The 24,160-nt window shown below is 64.0% G+C and carries 24 protein-coding genes and 1 pseudogene; 15 read left to right on the forward strand and 10 right to left on the reverse strand.

All coding sequences use genetic code 11. The features are described from left to right. Positions 1-16: 16 nt before the first annotated feature. Positions 17-1,897: a TRAP transporter large permease subunit gene (locus WJU18_RS29195; protein WP_423457790.1), complete on the reverse strand. Its 1,881-nt coding sequence runs from the start codon at positions 1,895-1,897 to the stop codon at positions 17-19. A gap of 24 nt (positions 1,898-1,921) precedes the next feature. Further along, the gene (locus WJU18_RS29200; RefSeq protein ID WP_423457791.1) at positions 1,922-2,941 is read right to left on the reverse strand and encodes a TRAP transporter substrate-binding protein; all 1,020 of its coding nucleotides are present in this window, start codon (positions 2,939-2,941) and stop codon (positions 1,922-1,924) included. 152 nt (positions 2,942-3,093) lie between these two features. Between WJU18_RS29200 and WJU18_RS29205 the strand changes: the two genes are divergently transcribed. The 6 genes from WJU18_RS29205 (at position 3,094) to WJU18_RS29230 (ending at position 6,908) form a co-directional block, all read left to right on the forward strand. Then, entirely contained in the window at positions 3,094-4,167 is a 1,074-nt protein-coding gene (locus WJU18_RS29205) for a LacI family DNA-binding transcriptional regulator (RefSeq protein WP_423457792.1), read from the forward strand. A 234-nt stretch (positions 4,168-4,401) separates the two neighbouring features. Next, positions 4,402-5,151, forward strand: coding sequence for a hypothetical protein (locus WJU18_RS29210; RefSeq protein ID WP_423457793.1), 750 nt, complete (start codon positions 4,402-4,404; stop codon positions 5,149-5,151). 11 nt (positions 5,152-5,162) lie between these two features. Next, the gene (locus WJU18_RS29215) at positions 5,163-5,699 is read left to right on the forward strand and encodes a GTP-binding protein (RefSeq protein ID WP_423457794.1); all 537 of its coding nucleotides are present in this window, start codon (positions 5,163-5,165) and stop codon (positions 5,697-5,699) included. Beyond that, entirely contained in the window at positions 5,696-6,094 is a 399-nt protein-coding gene (locus WJU18_RS29220) for a roadblock/LC7 domain-containing protein (protein WP_423457795.1), read from the forward strand. Before WJU18_RS29215 ends, WJU18_RS29220 begins: the two co-directional genes overlap by 4 nt. Continuing rightward, positions 6,091-6,456 (forward strand): roadblock/LC7 domain-containing protein, encoded by a 366-nt coding sequence (locus tag WJU18_RS29225; protein ID WP_423457796.1) that lies wholly within the window; start codon positions 6,091-6,093, stop codon positions 6,454-6,456. Before WJU18_RS29220 ends, WJU18_RS29225 begins: the two co-directional genes overlap by 4 nt. Before the next feature lie 92 nt (positions 6,457-6,548). After that, on the forward strand, positions 6,549-6,908 hold the full coding sequence (locus WJU18_RS29230) for a hypothetical protein (RefSeq protein WP_423457797.1): 360 nt from the start codon (positions 6,549-6,551) through the stop codon (positions 6,906-6,908). 133 nt (positions 6,909-7,041) lie between these two features. Here WJU18_RS29230 and WJU18_RS29235 read toward each other — a convergent pair whose 3' ends face one another. From WJU18_RS29235 to WJU18_RS29260, 6 genes are all read right to left on the reverse strand, one after another. Then, positions 7,042-8,106, reverse strand: coding sequence for a hypothetical protein (locus WJU18_RS29235; protein ID WP_423457798.1), 1,065 nt, complete (start codon positions 8,104-8,106; stop codon positions 7,042-7,044). A 167-nt stretch (positions 8,107-8,273) separates the two neighbouring features. Further along, positions 8,274-10,022, reverse strand: a complete 1,749-nt coding sequence (ptsP, locus tag WJU18_RS29240; protein ID WP_423457799.1) for a phosphoenolpyruvate--protein phosphotransferase — start codon at positions 10,020-10,022, stop codon at positions 8,274-8,276. 24 nt (positions 10,023-10,046) lie between these two features. After that, positions 10,047-10,316, reverse strand: a complete 270-nt coding sequence (locus tag WJU18_RS29245) for an HPr family phosphocarrier protein (protein WP_423457800.1) — start codon at positions 10,314-10,316, stop codon at positions 10,047-10,049. Then, entirely contained in the window at positions 10,285-10,734 is a 450-nt protein-coding gene (locus tag WJU18_RS29250; RefSeq protein WP_423457801.1) for a PTS sugar transporter subunit IIA, read from the reverse strand. The genes WJU18_RS29245 and WJU18_RS29250 overlap by 32 nt, the downstream gene beginning before the upstream one ends. A 147-nt stretch (positions 10,735-10,881) precedes the next feature. Continuing rightward, a complete protein-coding gene (locus WJU18_RS29255) occupies positions 10,882-11,352 on the reverse strand; it encodes a hypothetical protein (RefSeq protein WP_423457802.1) in 471 nt (156 codons plus the stop codon). A 154-nt stretch (positions 11,353-11,506) separates the two neighbouring features. Beyond that, positions 11,507-12,157 (reverse strand): NAD(P)-dependent oxidoreductase, encoded by a 651-nt coding sequence (locus WJU18_RS29260; RefSeq protein WP_423457803.1) that lies wholly within the window; start codon positions 12,155-12,157, stop codon positions 11,507-11,509. Between the two features lie 131 nt (positions 12,158-12,288). Between WJU18_RS29260 and WJU18_RS29265 the strand changes: the two genes are divergently transcribed. After that, positions 12,289-13,170 (forward strand): AraC family transcriptional regulator, encoded by an 882-nt coding sequence (locus WJU18_RS29265; RefSeq protein WP_423457804.1) that lies wholly within the window; start codon positions 12,289-12,291, stop codon positions 13,168-13,170. A gap of 197 nt (positions 13,171-13,367) precedes the next feature. Here the strand turns inward: WJU18_RS29265 and WJU18_RS29270 are convergent, their stop codons facing one another. Further along, positions 13,368-14,135 carry an IclR family transcriptional regulator gene (locus tag WJU18_RS29270; protein ID WP_423457805.1) on the reverse strand — a complete coding sequence of 256 codons (768 nt, stop codon included), beginning with the start codon at positions 14,133-14,135 and terminating at the stop codon, positions 13,368-13,370. Positions 14,136-14,345: 210 nt separating this feature from the next. Between WJU18_RS29270 and WJU18_RS29275 the strand changes: the two genes are divergently transcribed. The 6 genes from WJU18_RS29275 to WJU18_RS29300 all read left to right on the forward strand — a co-directional run bounded on the left by WJU18_RS29275 (position 14,346) and on the right by WJU18_RS29300 (position 20,711). Beyond that, positions 14,346-14,915, forward strand: coding sequence for a VOC family protein (locus WJU18_RS29275; protein WP_423457806.1), 570 nt, complete (start codon positions 14,346-14,348; stop codon positions 14,913-14,915). Positions 14,916-14,969: 54 nt separating this feature from the next. Continuing rightward, positions 14,970-15,929 (forward strand): Bug family tripartite tricarboxylate transporter substrate binding protein, encoded by a 960-nt coding sequence (locus WJU18_RS29280; protein WP_423457807.1) that lies wholly within the window; start codon positions 14,970-14,972, stop codon positions 15,927-15,929. 33 nt (positions 15,930-15,962) lie between these two features. Beyond that, entirely contained in the window at positions 15,963-17,462 is a 1,500-nt protein-coding gene (locus WJU18_RS29285) for a bifunctional 3-(3-hydroxy-phenyl)propionate/3-hydroxycinnamic acid hydroxylase (RefSeq protein WP_423457808.1), read from the forward strand. A 5-nt stretch (positions 17,463-17,467) separates the two neighbouring features. Next, positions 17,468-18,589, forward strand: a complete 1,122-nt coding sequence (locus WJU18_RS29290) for an alpha/beta hydrolase family protein (RefSeq protein ID WP_423457809.1) — start codon at positions 17,468-17,470, stop codon at positions 18,587-18,589. Between the two features lie 42 nt (positions 18,590-18,631). Continuing rightward, on the forward strand, positions 18,632-19,483 hold the full coding sequence (locus WJU18_RS29295) for a fumarylacetoacetate hydrolase family protein (RefSeq protein WP_423457810.1): 852 nt from the start codon (positions 18,632-18,634) through the stop codon (positions 19,481-19,483). Positions 19,484-19,568: 85 nt separating this feature from the next. After that, on the forward strand, positions 19,569-20,711 hold the full coding sequence (locus tag WJU18_RS29300; protein WP_423457811.1) for a hypothetical protein: 1,143 nt from the start codon (positions 19,569-19,571) through the stop codon (positions 20,709-20,711). Here the strand turns inward: WJU18_RS29300 and WJU18_RS29305 are convergent. Beyond that, positions 20,708-22,084, reverse strand: a complete 1,377-nt coding sequence (locus tag WJU18_RS29305; RefSeq protein ID WP_423457812.1) for a PhoPQ-activated protein PqaA family protein — start codon at positions 22,082-22,084, stop codon at positions 20,708-20,710. The genes WJU18_RS29300 and WJU18_RS29305 overlap by 4 nt on opposite strands. A 181-nt stretch (positions 22,085-22,265) precedes the next feature. Here WJU18_RS29305 and WJU18_RS29310 point away from each other — a divergent pair. Together WJU18_RS29310 and WJU18_RS29315 are read left to right on the forward strand one after the other, a co-directional pair. Continuing rightward, positions 22,266-23,500 (forward strand): annotated as a pseudogene (locus WJU18_RS29310) (CaiB/BaiF CoA transferase family protein). 131 nt (positions 23,501-23,631) lie between these two features. Further along, a complete protein-coding gene (locus tag WJU18_RS29315; protein ID WP_423457813.1) occupies positions 23,632-24,126 on the forward strand; it encodes a TlpA disulfide reductase family protein in 495 nt (164 codons plus the stop codon). Positions 24,127-24,160: the final 34 nt, after the last annotated feature.

The raw sequence follows: 24,160 nt of genomic DNA on the forward strand, positions 1-24,160 counted from the left end.
ATTTCCCGTTGGTGGTTTATTTGAGGAATCCGATGGAGAACCAGGGCACGGCAGCCACCAGGATCAGACCGATCAGCAGAGCGGCCATGTAGCCGCCGATGTAGCGCACGCCTGCGTCGGGATCAACCTTGCTCACGGCACATGCGCCGTAGTAGCCGACGCCGAATGGCGGTGCAAACAGCCCGATGCCCATCGCGAAGATGACCACCATGGCGTAATGCACTTCATGCACGCCGGCCGCCTTGGCAATGGGGAAAAGCAGAGGGCCGAAGAGCACGATGGCCGGGATCCCCTCCAGCACACTGCCGAGCAGCACGAAGGCCACGATGGACACCGCCAGGAAGCCGTACTGCCCGCCGGGAATGCCGGCCATCAGTTGGGCAAGGTCCTGCGAGAAGCCGGATTGCGTCAGCCCCCAGGCCATGGCCGTGGCGCAGCCGACGATGAAGATGATGGCGCCCGAAAGCGAAGCCGTCTCGATCAGCATGGGCTTGAGCCGCCGCCAGTCGAATTGGCGGTACACCAGCAAACCCACCAGCGCTGAATACACGATGCCGATCGTGGATACCTCAGTGGCCGTGGCCACGCCTTCGACCACAGCGGCGCGGATCACGAACGGCAGCAGCACTGCCGGCAATGCCACCAGCAGCAGACGGCCGATCTGCGGCCAGGTACTGCGCGGCACACCGCTCAAATCTTCCTTGCGGTAGCGCCACCACACCACGCTGCACAGGCACACGCCCAGCACGACGGCGGGCACCATGCCGCCGGTGAACAAAGCGGCGATGGAGATACCCGTGACCGAGCCGATGGTGATGAGCACGATCGAGGGCGGGATAGTCTCGGTCTGAGCGCCGGTGGCCGACAGCAGCGCCACCAGATCGCCCGGCTTGGCGCCACGCTTCTTCATTTCCGGGAATAGCACCGGCGCGATGGCGGCCATGTCGGCAACCTTGGAGCCCGAGATGCCGGATACCAGGTACATGGCGCCGATGAGCACGTAGCTCAATCCGCCGCGCACATGGCCCAACAGGCTTGCCAGGAACTGGATCATGGCCCGCGCCATGCCAGTCATCTCAATCAGCGCGCCCAGAAAAATGAACAGCGGCACCGCCAGCAGGATCAGGTGCGACATGCCCTCATCCAGACGCCCCACCATGACCAGCAGCGGCGTGCGCGTGGTCAGCGCCAGATAGCCGAAGGTCGCCAGCGCGAAGGAAAACGCGATAGGCACGCCGGAGAGCACCGTGGCCGCCACCACCACCACGAAAAAGATCACCAGATTGAGCTTGCCCAGCGGCGCCAGCACCGGACCGGCCAGCCAGAACAAGCCCACCAGCAGCGCCATGCCCGCCAGCGCCGAAACGGACTGGCGCCAGGTACAGGTGCGCACCAGGCGCAGCAGCGCCACCACGAACATGAGCCCGATGCCCGTGGGCAATGCTGCTGCCCGCCAGGCATTGCTGACCTCCAACGCTGGAGTAATGATGAAAGACTCTTCATGCGCGTAGTCCACGGCAGGCCACGCGATCAACGCCAGGAAGGCGACGGAGGCCGCGATGGCCAGGGCATCGAGGACAGCCCGCGTGCCCGGAGAAGCCTTGGTGACCAGCGCCGTCATGCGCATGTGCTCGCCGCGTCTCAGCGCCACTACCGCACCCAGCATCGACAGCCAGAGAAAGAGGATCGATGCGAGCTCGTCCGACCACACCAGCGGCGCATGAAACGCGTAGCGCGCCGTCACCCCCGCGAAGAGCACGACGATCTCGGCCACCACCAGCAGGGCGGCGGCCGATTCGACCAGGCCGCCCAGAACGGCATCAGCCGTGGCGGCCCAGCCGCGGCGGCCAGCCGGAGTGGCCAGCGGATCGGCGGCGGCGGCAGTGAACGCGGTCATGATGTCAAGATCGCCAGCACGTTCTCAGGCCAGCTTGCCGACGGCGGCTTCGAGCAAGCCCCAGGCCTCGGCGCCGAAACGGCCTTTCCACTCGCCGTAGAAGCCCGATTCACGCAACTTGGCGCGGAAGCTGTCGGACGATGGCGTGTTGATCGCCAAGCCCTTGGCCTTCAGGTCATCGACCACGGAGTCGTTGAGCTTCTTGATGTCTTCGCGCTGCTGAAGGCCAGCTTCGTTGATGCCGCGTGCCACGATGGCCTTGAGATCGGCGGGCAGCGCTTCCCAGCTACGGCCATTGGCGATGAACCAGTAGCCATCCCAGATGTGATTGGTCAGGGAGGCGTACTTTTGCACTTCGTACAGCTTGGCCACCTGGATGATGGGCAGCGGGTTTTCCTGCGCGTCCACGATCTTGGTCTGCAGGGCGGAATACACCTCGCTGAACTGCAGGCTGGCCGGCGCGGCGCCCAGGCCCTTGAACATCGAGATCGACAGCGGCGAGACGGGCACACGGATCTTCAGCCCATCCATGTCCTTGGCGCCAGTGACCGGCGCCTTGCTGCTGGTGGTCTGGCGGAAGCCGTTGTCCCACATCTTCTCGAACGCATACAGGCGCGATTTGGCGATGGCCGCGCGCACATGGGCGCCCAGCTTGCCATCCATTGCCGCCCAGACCTGCTTGTAGTCGCTGAACGCGAAGCCCACGGCATTGATGGCAGCCACCGGAACCAGCGTGGCGATGACCAGCGCCGAAGGCGTGAAGAAGTCGATGCCGCCGGAGCGCACCTGGGCCAGCATGTCGGTATCGCCTCCGAGCTGATTGTTCGGGAAGATCTTGATCTCGACGCGGCCCTTGCTTTCCTTGGCGATGCGGTCGGCCGCTTCCTGCGCCCGGATGTTCAGCGGATGTGTCAGCGGCAGGTTGTTGCCGTACTTGAGGGAAAACTCAGCGGCGCGCGCGATGCGCGGCAACGCCGAGACCAGGCCCGCGGCGGGCACGGCGGAAAGGGTGCGCAAGGCGCGGCGGCGGGTCGGGTTCTGCATGCGTGTCTCCGTTGTGGTAATGATGCGAATTGATGCATCACTGATGGCTTGAAGTGGGCGAACGATAGACAATGGACATCAATTCGTCAAACTTCGAAATGATGGTTTTTGATGTACTCAAGCCAACGCCCAAGGTCTAACGGATGGCGCGTATGACACGGACGACACGGATAGCACGCCTTGATCATTCAGAGCCGCCCGGCGGCCTGCCAACCGTGGCCGACATTGCGCGCGCCGCGCGGGTGTCCACCGCCACCGTGGACCGCGTGCTCAACCGCCGGCCGGGTGTGCGCGATGCCACGGCGCAACGCGTGCTCAAGGCCGCGGCCGAACTGGAATACCTGCCTGGCGCCAGCCTGCCGGCCGCGTCAGCGCCTGCGCCCCAGCACATCACGTTCCTGCTGCCGGCCGGCAGCAACCGCTTCATCCGCATGCTGGGCGACATGGTGAGCTATGCGCATGAACACTGGACGCCGCTGAACGTGCGCTGCCGCACCGAATTCATTGCCGGCTTCGACCCGCATGCCCTGGCGGCTGCCCTGCTGCACCATGGCCAGCGCAGCGACGGCATCGTGATGATGGCGCTGGAACACCCCGCGGTACGCGAGGCGGTAGGCACACTGGCGGCGCGTGGCGTCCCGGTCGTCACCATCATCTCCGATCTCGCGAACTCGCAGCGCGCGGCCTTCATTGGCTTGGACAACCGCGCCGCGGGCCGCACCGCCGGCTATCTGATCGGCCGCTTCATCGGCACGCGCGCCGCCAAGGTCGCGCTGATCGCCGGCAGCCGCAGCTACAGCGCCCATGAGGAGCGCGAGGCGGGTTTCTTAAGCGTGATCGACGAGATGTTCGGCCGCCTCGAGGTGGTGGGCCTTCGAGAAGGGCAAGATGACGCCGAGAAAAACTACCGCCAGACCCGCGCCCTGCTGGAGCAGCATCCGCAACTCGGCGGCATCTACAACATCGGCGGTGCCTCCGACGGCGTGGCTCGGGCGCTGAAGGAAGCGGGGCGCGACCATCAGGTCGTTTTCATCGGGCACGGCCTCACGCCCGACACGCGCGCGCTGCTCATAGACGGCAGCATGGACGCGGTAATCACGCAGAGCCCGCAAACCGCGCTGATGAGCTGCGTGCGCATCTTCGCGAACCTGCGCGAGGGGCGTGATGTGCTCTCCGGCGTCGAGGCGACGCGCAGTCAGGTGATCTTCCGGGAAAACCTGCCTTGATATCTCCCTGACGCGCGCCGCTGTGCAAGAACGTGTTCACGTTCTAAGGCCAAGTCTCAAAAATCCTACGCTTTCTGAAAAGATTTGATTCACTTGTTTCAAATCAAATATATACTGAAGTTGTCATTTTTTTAATGTTCCAGTTCGGCTCACGCCACGCTCCGTTGACATCCCATGTCGTCCCTGAGGTTAGGCACCCATGCGCTCCTTCCCACGGATGTGGAGTTGGTCCGTATGGTGTTGCGCCTCTACGGCCTGCAGGGGCAATGCCAGTGGGCCTACGCTGAAAAACCGCCCTACGACGCGGTTCTGGTAGAGGCTTCCGCGCTCGAGGCAAGCCCCCTGCCGGATACGGAGCCAGCCGTCCGGCACGTGCTCCACCTTACTCGCCACGATACCGGTGAAGCCACCGACAGGCTGCCCAGACCGCTTTGCCCTCAAAAGCTGCGCCACTGGCTGGAGGGAGTAGAAAGCATTCTTGCCTCTCCTTCCAAGGTAGTCCCCGCCCCCCTCCTCGCCCCCGAGCCCGAATCCCTACCCGCACCTGCCCCGGAACCAGCGCCCGCGGAGCCCGAACCCGCATTCGTGCAGGCGCTGGCCTCCCCCGCCGGGCCCGCATCCGCGCCGGAGCCTGAGCCGGAGCCGCTTGCGCTGCCCCCTGAAGATGCGCCCCGCCTCCGCCTGCAGCGCTGGCCGCGCCAGGGCATTCTGCGCAACGATCCAGACCGCATCCGCATGGCCACCTTGCTCTCCCGCCGGGCTCTCAATGCGCGCGACCTGGTCAATTTGACAGGTTTCGCGCCCCATCAGTGCCAGGTTTTCATGCAGATCCTGCAGGCCTCCAGCCTGCTCCAACCGGCCCCCGCCGCCAGCGCGGCGGCAGAGGCCGCGAGCACCGCAGCCGCGCCCCCGCCAGCCCGTGCCGCCAAACCTCGTTTCACGCAGGGGCTGATCGCCGGTCTGCGCAAGCGATTGGGCCTTTAGTTCAACATCCGATGACCGAGCACAAGATACTCTTCACAGGCCCGATGGGTGCTGGCAAGACCACTGCCATCGGTGCCGTGAGCGAAACACCGCCCGTGATCACCGATGTGGTCAACACCGACGCCTCTCACAGCAAGAGCCATACCACCGTAGGCCTGGATTTCGGCCAATTGACCTTGGCCAATGGCGACCGCATACGCCTGTTCGGCACACCAGGGCAGGCACGCTTCGATTTCCTCTGGAAGATCCTGGTCAAGAACGCCTTGGGGCTGATCATCCTGGCCGACAACTCCCGGCCGGACCCCCTCAAGGACCTGCGCACGTACCTGGACGGCTTCTCCGACGAGCTGAAGGAGCTGCCCTGCGTGGTGGGCGTGGGCCGGCTCACCGAGCATGCTTCCGTCGGGTTGGAGGACTACCTCGACGAGATAGGCCGGTACGGTCTCGTACTGCCGGTGCTGGAGGTAGACGCACGCCGCCGCGGCGATGTCGTCCTGCTGATCGATACGCTGCTTGCGCAGCTGGAAGCCAGTTTGTATGGAGCATGAAATTGGGAGAACCCTTGCACCTCTCATCCACGACCAAGGCATGGATCCAGCGGGAAGCCGAGCGCTTGCTGCAGGAAACCTCGGGCGTCGTCGCCGTAGTGGTGGCCACGGTAGACGGGTTTGACCTGGGATCTGCCATGAAGCAGGGCGACCCCGAGCGCGTGGCCGCGATGGCCAGCTCCATCTTCGCGATCAGCGCCGTGGTGTCGCAGGAAGCCCATCTGGGCCGCAGCCGCAGTGTGACGATCGATACCGAAGAGGGCTTCGCCATCGTGCACAGCGTGTACCGCCCCGGCGCGGATCTGGTCATCAGCGTCATCGCCGGGCAGGATGCCATCCTGGGCCAGGTGGCGTACCAGGTGTCCCAGTTTGCGAGAGATCTGGCGGCTGCATGAAGCAGATGCAACTCAGGCAGGCGCTGGACGCCATGGCTCAAACGCCCGGCGTGGATGGCTGCGCGCTCGTGGAGATCGAGACAGGCATGGTCTGGCACCACGCCGGCAGCATCGACGACGTGCAGACCTTCGCCGAAGCTGCGAGCGATTACTGGCGCCTGCATAAGCGCCTGTCGCCCCAGTTCGAAAAACTGGGCGACCTGCGCGCTTCCATCATGGTGCACACACAGGGCCGCCTCACGATGCTGCCCTGCGGCAAGGGCATCCTGCTTTTGGCGCTCACGCGCCACCAGAGCACGACGGACTGGGCCCAGTGGCAAAAGGAAACAAGAAAGCTGGCCCTTCTCGTGGAGGACCTCTGAATCTAAAGCCGCCGTCCGTGTTTCTGGCGTGTCACGGCAGCGGTATCGATCCACACGCTCGAATTGTTGATTGGCATTCTTAGGAGGAAACCATGGCAAACATCAAGCAGACACTCGAAGAACTGATGACCCTGGACGGCGCCATGTGCGGGGCCGTGGTCGATTCGGCCAGCGGCATGATGCTGGGCTCCATCGGCTCCGGCGTAGACCTGGAAGTCGCGGCCGCGGGCAATACCGAGGTGGTACGGTCGAAGATGAAGACCATGCGGGCATTGGGCCTGAGCGACGTGATCGAAGACATTCTGATCACCCTGGGCAAGCAGTACCACATCATCCGGCCGTCCTCGCGCAAGGAAGGCGTGTTCATCTACTTCGTGCTGGACAAGGCGCGTGCCAACCTGGCCATGGCCCGGCGCAAGACGCAGGATGTCGACAAGGAAATGAATTTCTAAGAACGGAAACACGTTCTTGGGCACCCGCCCGGCCTTGCTTTACCAAGGCGGGTACCGCCAGCCAGGCTGACAGCCTTAGAACGTGTTTGCGATTTCGGCGCAACGGACCCGCGAAGAGATCGTAAACACGTTCTTAAGGGAAGGAAACGCCCGAAAGCGGGTGAAGCAGCGTTCCGCCGTTCTTGACCGAGATGGTGTTGATCTTGCCGTCGCCGGTGATGTCCTGGGACAGCCAAAAGAAGCCCTTGGCCGCGTTGCTATTCATGCTTCCAAGCAGGTCCTGCAGGCTGGCATTGTTGGACGTGGCCTCCACGGCGTACTCGATAGCCCCGCTATGGGCCGAGCTTTTCTCATAGATGTTCATGAAGGATGGCGCCTGCACGGGCCCCTTGGCCTCGGTGCCGCGGATGAGCCAGCCACCCGCGCCCTTGGCATCGAGCACCGCCTGCAGGCCAGCCCGGTCAGCGGCCGTGTAGGCATTGCTCTCGGCCTCCACCGTGTACTGATAGGTCACGCCGTCGCTGCGCCTGACATACAAGGTGAACATGGTGCTGCCGACGATCATCGGCCCGATGAAGCGGAAACCGCGGCTGCCCTGGCGATTGAGCTCGTCAGCCATCGCCTGCGGTGTTTGCAGATCCGTGGTGAGCGCCTCGTAGCTGAACTGGTCGCTGCGGCTGGTGTTCTTCACATACAGGTTCTGAACATCCTGAAAGTCGGCGGAAGACACCACGCTGGATTTGAGCGCATAACCATTGGCACCTTGCCGGTTGAGCTGATCCAGGAACCCCACCAGCGTGGCCTCGTCAGGCTGCAGCGCATAGGTGAGCTTGTGGCCTGTATGAGCGGTGTCGCTCATGTAGTAGTCGCCAATGGTCACGGACGTGCCCACGGTGTTGGCCAGAGAGGTCACCAACGCATATCCCTCGGCCCCCATGCGATTGGCGTCGGCCAATCCCTGGGCGTTGCTGCTCGCGCCTGCTTGCAGGCGGTAGGTGCCGGTCACTGCACCCGAACCGCCGCCGGGATTGCCGCCGCTACCAGGATCGCTGCCGCCGGAATCACCACCGCCCGGCGTCTCGCCACCTGGATTGCCGGTGCCCGCATCATCTCCGCTGCCCCCGCCTCCGCCGCATGCGGCCAGGCTGGCCAGCATCAGCAGGGCCGCGCTCCTGCGGGTCAATTCGGTTCGTGTCATCCATGCTCCCATTCACGTGTCTTCAAAAAGGAAACCGGAGCCTTTGCTCCGGTTTAAGTGCCGCTTCGCCAAGCCTGCGCCATGAGCGAAGGTTCGAAGCGGTCGAGGGGTGAAGATCGTAGCCGGGGGAGCGATTTACATGTGTTGCCAAAAGTGTGAGCGCGCACTCACTCCAGCAACAATGCTGAGGGCTCCTCGCTCTCGAGCACGGCCTGCGCCCAGGCCTGCAGCTTGCCAGCGTCGGCGCGCAGGATCTCCTGCTTGATCGAAAGGATCTGCGAAGGGTGCATGGAAAAGCTGCGCAAGCCCAGCCCCAGCAGCAGGCGCGTCATACTGGGATCGCCCGCCATTTCGCCGCACACGCTCACAGGGCGGCCTTGCGCATGGCAGGTGGCAATGGTGTCGGCCACCAGGCGCAGCACGGCTGGATGCAACTGATCGTAGAGGTGCGCCACTGACTCGTCGGCGCGATCGATCGCCAGGGTGTACTGGATCAGATCGTTGGTGCCGATCGACAGGAAATCGAAGTACTTGAGAAACAACGGCAGGCTCATGGCCGCCGCCGGCACCTCGATCATGGCGCCGACCTTCACGGGCCCATAGACATCCCCCCGCTTGTCGAGCTGCTCCCGCGCCTTACCGATCAGTTCGAAGGTCTGCCGGATCTCGCTGGCGTGTGCCAGCATCGGGATCAGCAAGTGCACTTGGCCATGAGCGGCGGCGCGCAGGATGGCCCGCAGCTGGGTGAGGAACATGGCTGGCTCGGAAAGGCTCCAGCGGATCGCCCGCAAGCCCAGCGCGGGGTTGAGATGCGCGGCGTCGTGGCGGCTGTCCAGCGGCTTGTCGGCGCCGACGTCCACCGTGCGGATGGTCACCGGCATGCCATGCATGCCTTCCACGGCCTGGCGGTAAGCCTGGTATTGCTCTTCTTCGTCGGGCAATTGGCCCTGCCGGCCCATGAACAGGAATTCACTGCGGAACAGGCCGACCCCCACGGCGCCCACCGCCAGCGCAGCGGACGTATCGCCGGGCTGCTCGATGTTCACCAGCAATTCGACCTTCTGGCCGTCCAGGGTCACCGAAGGCGTATTCTTCAGGCGCGCCAGGCGCCCCCGTTCGAGCTCCCCCTGGCGCTGCTTGAAACCATATTCGGCCAGGATGATGGGAGAGGGGTCGACGATCACCACACCCGCATCGCCGTCAATGATGACCCAGTCGTCCTGGCGCACCAAGTAGCTGGCCGAGCGCGCGCCCACCACTGCGGGGATGTCCATGCTGCGCGCCACGATGGCGGTGTGGCTGGTCTTGCCGCCGACGTCGGTCACGAACCCGGTGAACAGGCTCTTTTTGAACTGCAGCATGTCGGCCGGCGACAAATCATGCGCCACCAGCACCAGCGGCACATCCAACGTATCGTCCAGCAGCAGTTCCTGTTGCCGGGCGGCACGCGGCGGCGGCTCGGCCACCGGCTGCGCCGCGCCTTTCAGGCGCCGCAGGACGCGTTCGACCACCTGTTCCAGGTCGGCCTTGCGCTCGCGCAGGTAGGGGTCCTCCATCTCGTCGAACTGGCGCGAAACAATGTCCAGTTGCGTGGTCAATGCCCACTCGGCGTTGTAGAGGCGCTCCGTGATCCATTGGCGCACCCCGCCGCTCCAGGTTTCATCCTGCAGCAGCATGAGATGCACATTGAGCAGCGCGCCCAGCTCGTGCGGAGCGTCCTTGGGCATATCGGTCTGCAGGCGCTGCAATTCATCCAGGACGGCATCGCGCGCCACGTCCAACCGTGCAACCTCGTTCTCGATCTGGTCTGGCTGGATGAAGTAGTGCGTCACATCCACCCGGCTGGAGGCCACCAGCACCGCGCGCCCGATGGCAATTCCCCGGGCAACCGCCAGGCCGTGGACAGCGAAGGTCATGCACGCTCCTCCAAGATCACAAGATCACTCCCCTTCGCCGAACTTGTCGGCGATTAGCGCCAGCAAGGCGTCCATCGCCTCCTGCTCGCACTCGCCGTCGGTTTCGACGGTCACCACACTGCCGATTCCCGCCGCCAGCATCATCACGCCCATGATGCTCTTGGCATTGACGCGGCGCTCACCCTTGGACATCCAGACTTCACACGGAAAACTGCCGGCCAGCTTGGTGAGCTTGGCCGAGGCCCGAGCATGCAAGCCGAGCTTATTGCTGATGGTCGTTTCGTTCTTGATCATTAAGGGCCCTTCGGGGCTGGTTCTGCGGTGCCGTCGTGGCAACTGACATGATGCCTTGCGAGCCGCCTGCCAACGCGCGCGTGACCAGCGTATCGAGCGGTTCCTGGCGATAGCACACGGCGCGCAGCAGCATGGGCAGATTGACCCCGGCGACCAGGCGCACTTCGGCGGCGCCCTCCACCAGGCGCTGCGCGACATTGCTGGGCGTCGCGCCGAAGACGTCGGTCAGCACCAGCGTGCCGTCGGTGCCGAGTTGCCGCAGGACGGCGCGTGCCGTGGCCAGCGTCTCGTCGGGCGGGATGTTGGGGTGCACGTCCAGTGTGGCGATGACGGGCGCCGCGTCCGGGAACACGTGAAGCGCGCATTGCCGCAAGGCGTGGGCCAGCGGCGCGTGCGTGATCAGCAGAATGCCGTTCATGCCGCGGCCAAGTGCCACCGGCGGCAGCCGGAAGACGGAGTGAGAAAACGCGCAAGGCTCATGGGCGCTGATTATCCGTCGTGCGAACCTGCCGCGCGCCCGCCAGATGCAGCCACCATGAATTCCGCAGGGGCGGCAGTACGGCGTTCACTGCAGCTTGAGCCCGCTGAAGAAGGTTTCAGCCGCCTCGGGCATCGGCTTTTCCGAGTACATCACCAGATGCACCAGTTGCGCCGCCGAACCGCCCGGCGCGATGCGCGCCGTCCAGACGGCTTGCGCGGTCACGGCACGGCCGTCGGCCTTCTGGCCCCGGGCGCTGATGCGCACGGATTCAGGCAGGCTGATCGCCCCGCGCGGCTGGAAAGGCTGCTGCTGCACGTCCTGCGCATGCATATTGCTTTGCGTGGCGGTGCGCCAGCCGGCCAGCAGAGCCCCAGCCTGCGCTGCCGGTGCCTGGGCCACCATGATGGCGAAAGTGGCGCCCCCCGCATCGCACCCGGCCATCGTCAAGTCGGTGGGCACGCCGCCCAGGGGCACGCTGCGGCGCGCATGGTCGGGCTCGCAGGGCAGCAGTGCCGCCACGGAAGCCCCGGGAATAGGCGTTTCGCGCCAGTTCATGGTGGGGCTGCACGCCGCCAGCATCGCTGGCAGCGCGCCCAATAACAGCAGGATATTGACGGATCGGCGCCTTGCCAAAGAGGGCATCCGAGACGCCATCAGGGACGGCTGAGACATGCCGCCAATTATCGGGGCAGCCAGCGCCGCGCGTAGCTCAGTAGGCCACCGTGAACCTGGCGCGGACGTGCTCGCCTTTGTCCAGGGCATCGACCAGCGCCACCGCCAGATCGGCGGCGGAAAGGGTACCGGGCTGCCCGTCGGGTTGCATCAGCGGTTCGTCCGAGCCCACGCGGTAGGTGCCGGTCCGCTCGCCGTGTGCGCCCAGCTGCAGCGCGATGGGCGGGCTGAGCAGAGTCCAGTCCAGGGCGCTTTCGCCTTGAAGCTCCGTCAGCATGTCGCGCGCGGCTGCGGCGCCGTCCCTGATCGCGGCGGGAAAATCCGGCGAATCCACCAGTTGCCGGCCGTTGACGTACAAGCTGCCCGCACCGCCGACCACGAGGTAGCGTTTCACGCCCGCAGCCTTGAGGCCTTGAACGATAGCCCGCGAACCTTTCATGAAATCAGCGTAGATGTTGGGATTCGCCCAACCTGCGTTGTAGGCGCTGACCACGGCATCCGCCCCCTTGACCGCGGCCTGGACCTCCTGCGCATTCGTGACATCCGCCTTGACCGCGTTGAGATGCGCCCGCGCTACGATTTTTTCAGGCTGGCGCACCAGTGCCACCACCTCGTGCCCGCGCCGCAGAAGCTCTTTCAGCAAAGCGGAACCCACGAACCCTGTCGCGCCAATCAATGCTACTTTCATTTCAATGTCCTTTCGTGCTGGCGAACTCCATGTTCCCCGTTCAATGAATTATTGAAATCCGCGGCCGGAATGCCAAGATCAAAGAGCGGCAAGCCATGGTCAAATCTGGGAATCTCCAATGCAGGCCCCAGATGAACAAGCCAAAGGATCTCAAGGAAGTCCACTTCGACAACCCCCGGCTCACCGCCGTCGGTGTGGAGGCGCTGACCCTGGAGGAGCTGCGGGCGGGCGCCTCTCCGGGGGCACTGGCAGGACCCCAGCGCGTGGACTTCTTTCATGTGCTGCTGGTAGAGCGGGGCGAGGGCCAGCATATGGTTGATTTCATCGAGCACGAATTGAAACCGGGAACGGTGCTGTTCGTGCGGCCGGGTCAGGTCCAACAATGGCAGCCGGCCAGCCCCGTCGAGGGCACCTTGATCCTCATGGCCAATACCGCCTTGATGCCTTCCATCCATGGGCCGGAAATGCGCCTGCTGTCGCTGCCCCTGTGGTCAGCCGTGGCCCAGCCCGAGCCAGAGGTGTTTGCCGTGGTCAGCTCGGATTTCCGGCGCCTGAAAAGCGACATCGGGCGCTTCAAGGGCAACGATCTCGAAGTGGCCCTCATTCAGCATGAACTCCTATCCATGCTGCTGCGGCTGGCGCCCGCGATGCAATCCAGCCGGACGGCCAAGGGATCGGGCCGGGAGGCCGAGGTGCATGCGCTTTTTGCGCAAGCGCTGGAAGCCGGCTATGCCGGGCGCCAGAGCGTGCTCGCCTATGCGAACCGGCTGGGCTTCTCGGAAAGCACGGTCTCGCGGGCCTGCGTGGCCATGACGGGACGCACCGCCAAGCAATTGATAGATGAACGCGTGGCCCTGGAAGCCAAGCGCCTCCTGGTACACAGCGAAGCGACTGCCGCCCAGATAGGCCACTGGCTAGGTTTTACAGAAGCCACCAACTTCGTGAAGTTCTTCCGTCGAACCGCAGGCATGACCCCCCTGGACTTCCGCGCCAGAATGACAGCGCAAGGCTAGGGTGTGTCATCCGCTAGAGCGTTTTTGCCTTCAATAACGATCCATTTTTCGCCGTCATTCCCGCGCAGGCGGGAATGACGAAAAACCCGAAGGCCGCGGAGCACGCCATACCAGTGCACCCGCGGAGCTGGCTTTGCCAGGCCGCCAGGTGCGTCCCCCCTGGGGGGAAGGCGCGTCAGCGACTCAGGGGGGCTCTTTCAAGGGGCTATTTTCTTGTTCAACCCCCGGACCTGCTCAACGATCAGTTTACCGATGCCCTGTGAGTCGAGCAGATCCGCGCGCTGCCTGGTGCACACGAGCGAGATGCTGCCGATGGGCTCGGTTTGCGGAATGACGGGCACACCGAACCCCACGAGCTGCGACTGAAGCTCGCCAAAACTGACACAGTATCCCGCCTGGCGGATGGTCTTGAGCCGGCCGCGCATCTCCCGCCAGCCCTGATCGTCGGCGTCTTCCGAAGGCAGCTTTTCCGCTCGCGCCTCCCCGAATTTCTCGTAGAGCTTTCGCGCGCGCTGAGTGCTCATGAAAGCCAGAACAGCCGGACCGGGCGCGCCCCGGAACCAGGGCAGCGGCTCTCCCCGCGTGTAGGCGATCTCGACCGGCTCCAGCCCGACGTGCTGGGCCACGTTGATCAGACGGTCCCCGTAGACGCTGGACAGCATGCAGGTGCAGCCGGTCTGCCTTGAGAGCTCAGCGAGCACCGGCTGCGCGGCCAGCACGATGGGATCGACCCGGCGCGTCAATGCTTCCAGTTCGATGATCTTCGCGCCCACGACATAGGTCCCCGCAGGCAGGCGCGTCAGCAGCCCTGCACGGCTCAAGGCCCGCACGTACCGGTAGGCCGAGGACGGGGTGTAACCCATGGCCTGCGACAGATCCTCCACCGTCCACTCGAACCGCTCGATGTTGAAGCGGTCAAGGATCGCGAGCATGCGCGAGAGGCTGCTTCCGGAATCATCACTCATATCGAATTGCTTGTCTGCCGAACCGCGGAACACGCCATCGGGGATCGCGCGCGCTCGTCTGACCGCGAGTATGCCCGCACTTTGCCACACCTCACCGTGAGCTCTGCCTCTCTCAAAAAATCTTCATTTTTCCTTATATTGACAATTTCTATTTTTTTGAAGATACTTTTTAGACATATTCATAATTCAATTCTCAAAATAAGCATTTTCATGAGACACCCCGACGTCCTGGCCCCGCAACTCCGGTTCTCTCATATCGGCTTTTTTGTGCGGAACATCGACCAACAGGCGGTGTTCTACAAAGAGGTTCTCGGCTTTACGGAAACCGATCGCGGGACGCTGCCTACCCCCAGCGGCGAAGCGCGGCTGGTCTTTCTCAGCCGCGACCCTGATGAGCATCATCAGATCGTGCTGGTCAGCGGGCGCCCGTCTGAGCAGCACTTCAACGTGATCAACCAGATCTCCTTGAAGGCGGCGTCACTTGAGGGCCTTCAGGCGCTTCACCGGGAACTCCAGCGCCGAAAGGTCGGCGAGTTGATCGCGGTCACCCATGGCAATGCGGTTTCGGTCTACTTCCGGGACCCGGAAGGCAACCGGATCGAGCTGTACGTCGACACCCCCTGGTACGTCTCCCAGCCCTGCCGGGTCGAGGTGCCCATCGATCTGCCGGCGGATGAACTCTTCGCCTGGATAGAGGCCCATGCCCGTGGCCTGGAAGGGTTCCGGCCCCGGGCGCAATGGCGCGCCGAAATGGCCGCACGCATGGGCCTGACGCCCTAAGAGTGCCCGCCCGCATCACTTTTCACACCCACATCAAACAAGGAGACTTTCCACATGCCGCTACGCAGAGCTTTCACCCTGGGCGCCGCTTTTCTGGCGATGTCCCTGGCCACGCCGCTGGTCCACGCGCAGGGCGCCAGTGCCGGCGCTCCGCTCCGGTTCGTGGTGCCATTTCCTCCGGGCGATGGGCTGGAGACCGCTGCGCGCGTTCTCGTTGACCTGGTCGCCAAGGATCTCAACACCACGATCGTGATCGACAACCGCCCAGGCGCCTCCGGTGCCATCGCCGCCGAGACCGTGTCGCGCACCCACGACGGAAAGACCTTCCTGGTGGGCACCACCGCCATCATGGGGATCACGCCATTCGTCCGTACCGCACCCTATAGCCCCGCGGATTTCGTCCCGGTGGCCAAGTTCGCGCATATCTCCGCGGTCATGGCCATCCGCAACGAGATTCCGGCCAGGAACTGGGCTGAATTCGTGGCTCTGGCAAAGGCGGCGCCGGGCAAATACACCTACGCGACACCGGGTGACGGCACGCTCACCCACCTGGCCATGGTGACCCTGACCCGGCATGCAGGCATCGACATGGTGGCCGTTCCATACAAAGGCATGGGCCCCGCCTTGCAGGATTTCGTCGGCGGACGCCTCGATGTGTACACCGAACCCGCGGTGGTGCAAACGGCCAAGGCCGGCAAGGTACGCGCGATCGCCGTCAATTCGGCCCATCGTCTGGCGGAGCTGCCCGATGTCCCGACCTACGACGAAGCGGGCATCAAGACTTCCAGTACCCCCTGGATCGGGCTGCTGGCCCCCAAGGGCACACCTCCGGCCCTCAACGCCCAACTGACGGCGGCATTCCGCAAGGCGGTCTCCTCACCGGAATTCGCCTCGCGCTTGCCGGCCGGCATCGAAGCCGCCTATTCGAATGCGGAGGATTTCGGCAAGCAGCTGCAGACCGAGCAGGACCTCTACAAGCGGCTCATTGGCAGCCTGAACCTGAAGCTCCAGTAATCCTGGGGCAAAACGAAACACGGAATGAACACCATGCCGCAAGAATTTGATGTTGTCATCGTGGGCTATGGGCCTGTTGGCGCCACCCTCGCCAACCTGCTGGTGCAGCAAGGCGCACGCGTGGCCGTGCTTGAAAAGGAATCCGGCGTCTACCACCTGGCGCGGGCCGGCCACCTTGATGCGGAGGTCATGCGCGTGCTGCAAAGCATTGGCATCGCCGACGAGTTCGAGCAGCAAACCAGCCAGACCCTGGGCATGCGCTTTGTCGACGCGGACGGCAAAGTCCTCATGGAATGGAAACGCGGCGGCGCGCGCGGCCCCAACGGTTGGGTCAGCGACTACATGTTCTATCAGCCCACGCTGGAGAAGCTGTTGCGCAAGAAGCTCGGTGGCGCACCGAACTTCCAGGAGTTCCTTCTCCACGACGTCTATGCAGTGGAACAGGACGGCAGCGGCGTCACGGTGCGTGCCGAGGACACCGTCTCCAATCAGTTGATCGAGCTGCGTGCCCGCTACGTCGTCGGATGCGATGGCGCTCGTTCGCTGGTGCGCCGCCTGATCGGCACCGAACACACCGACCTGGGCTTCAAGCAGCGGTGGCTGGTCGTGAATGTCAAGCCATCCAGGAACATGGGCTTCGAGCCTGTGAGCATCCAGCATTGCAATCCCGCGCGTCCTGCGTACGCCAGCGGCTCGAGCCAAAGCCTGCGCTGGGAGTTCATGGTATTGCCGGGCGAAAGCACCCACGACATGCTCCAGCATGAGAACGTCTGGAACCTCATCGAACAGTCTGTCCGCCCCATGCGGCGGGAAGACGGCGAGATCACCCGCGTGGCGGTCTACACGTTCGAATCGCTGGTGGCCAAGCAATGGCGCGCCGGCCGCCTGCTCATCGCCGGCGATGCCGCTCACCGGATGCCCCCGTTTCTCGGGCAAGGCATGTGCGCGGGCATGCGGGACGCCTCGAATCTCGGCTGGAAGCTCGCGGCCGTGCTGCAAGGGCGGGCGCAGGAGAACCTGCTCGACACCTACACCAGCGAAAGATCCCGGCACGTCACGGAGTTCACGCTAGGCGCCATCGAGGCAGGCCGGTTCATCCAGATGGACGACCCCCAGCAGGTGCAGGCCCGCATGAGGGACATGCGGGACAACCCGAAAAGCTACGCGCCGCCCAGCCCTCACCTGGGTGCGGGCCTGAGCGCGCATCATGGAGAGGCGGGCATCGGCCGCCAGTTCACGCAGCCCACGATCAACGGCCAGCGCCTGGACGATCTTGTCGGGCACCGCTTTGCCCTCATCATCCGCAAAGGCTTCCTGAAGCCGGAACAGGGGGCCTCCATGGCGTCTTGTGCCGGCTTGAAAATCATCGAGCTCGCGGATGAACAAGCCAGCGCGCTCGATCCCTACGGCGCGCCTGCCATTATGCTGCGGCCCGACCGGTACGTGCACGCGGTGGTCCCCGAAGCCGCCTCGCTGCCTGCTGCCCTGGATGGCTTGGGCGCCTTGCTTCAGGTTGAAGCCGAGTTCGCGTGATGCGGATGACTCCAACAGACTCGTGGCGCGAGGCTGCCTCTGCAAGCCAGTCTGGCGGCGAGCCGTCACCGCACGGCGAAGCCATGCTGCGCGCCTATGGTTTCGACCGTGCCGTGGACTACGGGATGGCCTTGGACGACATGCTGCGCGTGGATGCGCGCGTTCGCGCCGGTGCCGAATGGGCGGACGTCCTGGAGCACCTGGCGTCGGACCATCTGCGGCGCGCCGAAATCCAATCCGGCCTTGGACAGATGGCCTCCGCGTCCAGCTTTTACCTGCACGCAGCGGCATGCCTGCGCTTGGCACAGGCCGGATGCGAAGAGGATCCTCCTCGGCGCCTGTCGCTTTACGAAAGGCAGGCCCTTGCGTTTGCGCATGGCGTGTCCTGCTCCGGGCTGAGCGCCCACGCCATGGTGCTTTCCTTCCGTGATGCGGCCCATCAAGCCTGGCTGGTACAGCCGCCCGTGGCGCATGCGCCACCGCCCTGCGTCCTGGTCTGGGGAGGCGCGGATGGCTGGTGCGAGGCCTTCTGGCGCAGCGTGCCCTCGTTTCTGGAACGCGGGCTGGCCGTCTGCCTTGTCGAGTTGCCCGGCCAAGGACTCGCCCGGCTGCGAGGCGGCTCCTATCTCGGCACGGATTTCACTCAGTTGGTGTCACTGGCGATCGACACACTGGGCGAAGCCGGCATTGATGCCCGCCGCATGGGCGTCATCGGCCACAGCATGGGAGGCAGCCTGGCCATGGCAGCGGCCAGCGCCGACGAGCGGATCCGCGCTTGCGTGAACAACGGCGGCGTGCTGGAGCGTGAGGTCACGGACCCTTTCCCCCGCGCCACCCGGCGCGTCGGCGCCATGCTCGGCCCGGACGGTGACGTCAATGCGTTCTATGCGTCGCTCGGCCTGCCCGCGGCGGCACGCTCCATGCGGGCGGATCTTCTTTGCGTTCAGGGAGGCAAGGACGTGCTGGTGCCCGACGCGCAAGCCCGTCGGGCCGTCGAACTGCGCGGCGCGACGCATGCCACCCTGGCTTACTGGCCGGAAGGCGTTCATTGCATCTACAACCACGCGCTCGAACGCAATTGCCTGGTGGCCGACTGGCTGGCCGCCACGCTCCTCCCGGCCAGGTAGTGCCAGGGATCCCAGGCATCTCCATACATCAGAAAGCAAATCATGAAACTCGCAAGCTATTTGAAAGACGGCCGCCCGTCCTTCGGCGCGGTCACCGGCGGCGGTGTCGTTGATCTCGCCGACGCGTTCGGCGGCCAGTTCTCCAGCCTCAAGGCCTTGCTCGCGGCTGATGCCGTCGCGGAAGCCCAAGCCCTGGTCTCCGGCCAATCGCCTTTCAGGCCGCTGGAGGATATCGAGCTGCTTCCCGTCATCCCAAATCCCGGCAAGATCTGGTGCTGCGGCCTCAACTACCACGAGCACGTGCAGGAAACGCAGCGCGAACTCACTGAACAACCCACGTTTTTCTTGCGCGTGGCAGACTCCCAGGCCGCGCACCAGCAGGCGATCGTCCGGCCGCGGGAGTCTTCGCAGCTTGATTTCGAAGGCGAAATCGCGGTGGTGATCGGCCGGGGCGGAAGGCGCATCCCCGAGGCTGAAGCACGCCGGCATGTGGCCGGCTACGCCTGCTACAACGACGCCACCATTCGCGACTGGCAGCGCCACACCTCGCAATGGGGACCAGGCAAGAACTTCTGGCGCACAGGCGGCTTCGGCCCCTGGCTGGTCACAGCCGATGAAATTCCCTTCGGCACCGAGCTGACACTGACCACACGCCTGAATGGCGCCGTCATGCAGCAAGCCACGACTGCCATGCTGATTCACAGCATCGCTCGCCAGATTGCCTACGTATCCACCGTCGCGCCGCTCCAGCCGGGCGATGTCATTGTGACAGGCACTCCAGGGGGCGTCGGCGCGCGCCGCACACCGCCCGTCTGGATGCGCAGCGGCGATATCGTGGAAGTCGAGGTGGAGCGCGTAGGTGTCTTGCGCAACCCGGTGATTGTCGAGAGCTGAACTGTCGCTTTCCGGCACAGGTGCTTGCGTAGGCGCCGGGCCAAATGCAACAATTCGTTCGCACCTTATGTTTGCGAGGATTGCCATGCGTTTTCACCTTTTGGCCGGTCTGTTGGGTATGGCTGCCTTGGCCGCGGCCCATGTGGCGTTGGCCGCGCCCACCCTGTATGCCGTCAATCCTTTCAGCAACACCAGCGCATCAAGCGACACGTTCGGGCTATATGCACTGAACCCTGCGGATGCATCAGTGCTGGCCTCGCAGGTCATCACTGTGCCGGGCCGCACCATTACGGGTGCCAATGGCTTGGCCATGGACCCCACGTCCCACGTAGCCTATGCCATCGTGCGGGCTTCGGGGGTGAGCGGACGTCTGCTGGTCACGCTCGATCTAGCCACCGGCGTGGGGACCGAGGTGGGCAACCTGGGGGACAATTTTGCGTCCATCGCCTTTCGCAGCGATGGGCAGTTGTTCGGGGTGACCGGCGACGGCGCCACAGTACCCGAAACGCTCTACACCATTGACAAGGCCACCGCCGCCAAGACCCTGGCGGTTTCGCTGGGCAATGGTGCAGATGGCGAAGTGATTGCCTACAACCCCGTCAGCGGCGAGTTCCATCACTTTTCCGGCAACGGCACAGTCATCCATGAGCGGTTTCCGGCCACCGCGCCCTATACGCCCATCACCAACGTGTCTCCGTCCATGGGAACCGGTGAGATTTTTGGGGCTGTGTGGAATCCAAGCCAAAGTCGTTTCTATCTGTCCAACATTTCTTCGCAACTGCTGACCGTGGACGCCGCCGGCACGCTTGGCCCTGTGCTGGGCTCCACGCCGAACGATTTGCGCGGCCTGATCCTTCAGCTCGATCAAGCCATCACGGCCTTTGCACCAGCCACCACGGCCGTGGCAAACGGCCCCCCGATCACCCTGACGGCCACCGCCGGCCCGTCCACCCAGCCCATGGTGTTCTCCACGACCAGTGCCGCCGGCATATGCACTGTCAGCGGCAACCAGGTCACCTACGTGGGGCCAGGTACCTGCACGCTGCTCGCCAATCAGGCGGGCGATGCTTCATATGCGGCAGCGCCGCCCGTCAGTGTGGACGTTCTGGTTTCGGCACCTCCGCCAGCCAGACCTACGGCCGTCCCCACGCTGGGCACGCTGGCCTTGGGCGCTCTGGCGGGCATGCTCGGTCTTCTGGGCGGCTGGCGGCGCAGGCATCGCGTTTAGTTGGCGCTTTCCATCAACGAGCTGACGTAGCCGGTTCCGCCGGCACCGGTGTCTTCCACCTCGACGTAGTAAGCCAGGTTGTGGCCCGCGCGGCGAGGCAGTTGCGCCGTGTAGCCGCCCTCACCCTGCGTCATGGGCACGGAGGCCCATTTCGCGCGGCGCCAGTCGGTGGCGACCGGGTTGTAGGCATAGAACAGCCGCACACCCGCCAATGACGTTGGCGTTGCCACCTTGGCGAGAACGCTCAGATGATCGGCTTCGAGCGAGCCCTTGGCGTCAACGCGGGGCAGCGGGCGCTGCAGGAAGGTATGGGCCAGCCACATGCGCCAGGCGGCGAGGTGTTTTTCCGACACCCATGAGTGAGGAAGGTTGTCCACGGCCAGAAATGCCTTGTCGCCCGACATCTCGCTCAGCATGCTGTTGGATGACCCCAGTGCATAGAACTGATCGTTGGTGCCCAGGGCCACCAGGAACTTGGCCTTGATCCGATCACGCCACATGTAGGGATCGAAGTGCGTCATCATGTCAAAGCCCAAGGGGTTGTTGTAGGCGCGCAGGACCGCCTCCGCCGGCTGAAAGCCCGGCCCGGAGCGCTTTTGCGCCGGCCCGCGCTCGTTCGGCCCGAATTCCGCAAAGCGCTTGGCCAGGCTGTAGAAATTGTTGCCCCCATAGAAACAGGTGGCCATGACCCCTGCCACCCGGTCATCACCCGCACCGGTAGCAATGGCCACGGCCATGCCGCGCTTGGAACACCCCATGATCACGGCGCGCTCCGTTTTCACGCCGGGCAGGGAATGCATCAACGTGATGGCGCGCAGATAGGCCCTGGTGATGGGCACATAGCCGTACCAGCCGAGGTCGCCGGTCTCCGCCATTTTCTTGAGCGCGTAGCCCATGAGGTCGGACTCGTTCATGCCCATGAAATCCTCGGCGGGGTTGCTGAAGATCATGATGGGCATGCCAAGGTCAAGTGCCGTGGCTTCGGCATAGGCCTCTTCGGTGCGCAGCGGCGTGCCTGGGATGGTCCGGCGTTGCCAATCCGGGTCGTCGAAGAAATTCCGCTCGGTGCTGATGATCCCGGCATCCCCGTTGCCCTTGTAGCCGTCAGGTACATAGACGCGCGCAGGGTGCCGCCACACCATCCCATACCAGTTCTGGCTGGTGAACTTCAACTCGATCACGCGCACGCTTTTGCCAGGCCGCGAGCGGCTTGGCATGACCTGGTCGCTGGTGACCTGGGTGTTCAGCGTGCCCTCGTCCAGGATCTCCTGCATGTTGAAAAAGCGGGCCGGCCCCACATCGCGTGCAGATGCGAAGCCGCTGCACCACAGCATCAAGACAGAAAGAAAGCGAAGAATGTTCGATGTTTTCACGGCGTTGTCGTCTCCTTTTTTCAAGGATTGTGGTCAGCGCCCATCCATCTGACAAATATTGAATTCGAATCTCCTGATCGGAAATTGACATACCTGGGCTGGTGCTGAACACGCTTGAATGGTTTACGCGCTCATGAGACCGGTGAGGAGGCCAACCATCAAAACAGGCCACAATGGCGGGATGAACTCACTCGACGGTATTCGCGTTCTCGATCTCTCGCGCGTTCTAGCTGGTCCTTGGTGCACGCAAACCTTGGCAGACCTGGGCGCTGACGTCATCAAAATCGAAAGGCCCGGCAACGGCGACGACACACGCACATGGGGCCCTCCCTTCCTGGTGGGTGACGATGGGCAGGAATCGCAAGAAGCCGCCTACTACCTGGGCGCCAACCGCAACAAGCGCTCGGTCACCTGCGACATCGCCAAGCCTGAAGGGCAGGCGCTGATCCGCGAACTGGCCCGGCATTGCGATGTTTTCATCGAGAACTTCAAGGTCGGCGACATGGCTCGCTACGGCCTTGACTACGGCACCCTGAAAACCCTCAACCCGCGCTTGGTGTACTGCAGCCTCACCGGCTTCGGCCAGACCGGCCCCTATGCGGAGCGTGCCGGATACGACTACGCCATACAAGGCATGGGCGGGCTGATGAGCGTGACTGGCGAGCGGGACGACCTGGGCGGCGGTCCGCAGAAGGTGGGCGTGGCGGTGGCCGATCTGTTCACCGGCATGTATGCCACCGTGGGCATCCTGGCCGCGTTGCGGCATGCGGAGCGCACCGGCGAAGGCCAATACCTCGACATGGCCCTGCTGGACGCCCAGACCGCCATGCTGGCCAACCTGGGGGCGAACTACCTGGTCAGTGGCAAGGTGCCGGGCCGCATGGGCAATGCGCACCAGAACATCGTGCCCTACCAGGTGTTTGAAGTGGCCCCCAAGCCCGACGGCAGCCTCGACCACATCATCCTGGCGGTGGGCAACGACAGCCAGTACGCCAAGTTCTGCCAGGTGGCCGGCCGGCCTGATCTGGCCGCCGATCCGCGGTATGTCAAGAACCGCGACCGCGTGCTGCACCGCGCCGAACTGGTGCCATTGCTGGTGGACATCATGAAAACGCGGGCCAAGGCCGATTGGCTGGCCGCGCTCGAGGCCGCGAAGGTGCCCTGCGGCGCCATCAACAACCTCGCCGAGGTGTTCGATGACCCTCATATCCAGGAGCGCGGCATGGTCACGCGCTGGAAGCACCCCCTGCGGGCTGACCTGCCCCTGGTCAGCAGCCCACTGAAACTGGAAAAGACCCCTGTGCGGACCGACATGCCCCTCCGCTGCTGGGGCAGCATACCGAGGAAGTGCTGCGGGACCTGCTGAATTGCGATCAGGAGCGCATGCAGCAGTTGCGTAAGCAGCAGGTGATTTGAGGTAGATATGCGGGCATGAATGCTCGCTTGATCCTGCATGACAAATCACTGAACTTGCGGGCGAAAAGCGGGTCTATGGCTGGGCATCCCTGCACGATGCGCCGCAAGTTTCTACAATACGGGCTATTGCCATGAAAATCGCTTTTCGCTCTCTCCTGCTCAGCGGGGCCACGGCCGCGCTGCTGGTGTTGGGTGGCTGCGCGCAGGAAGCCGCGCCCACTTCCACTTTCGTCCTGCTCGACGGCAGCCGTACCACCACGCAAGACCTGCGGGGCAAAGTGACGCTGGTGAACTTCTGGGCCACCAGCTGCACGACCTGTGTGGCGGAAATGCCCCAGGTGATCGCCACTTACGACAAATACAAGTCTCGCGGCTACGAAACCATGGCGGTCGCCATGAGCTACGACCCGCCGAGCTACGTGGTGAATTTCGCCGAAACGCGCAAGCTGCCTTTCAAGGTGGCTATCGACAACACCGGTGACGTGGCCAAGGCCTGGGGTGAAGTCAAGCTCACGCCCACGACCTACATCGTCAACAAGAAGGGCGAAATCGTGAAACGCTACGTGGGTGCGCCCAATTTCGACGAGTTGCACCAACTGATCGAGAAGCTCCTGGCAGAAGCCTGACGAGAGCCGACATAGGCCTGACAAAAAGCCCGCC

The organism is Ottowia sp. VDI28 (assembly GCF_049532675.1).
In the GTDB taxonomy this organism is placed as follows: domain Bacteria; phylum Pseudomonadota; class Gammaproteobacteria; order Burkholderiales; family Burkholderiaceae_C; genus Ottowia.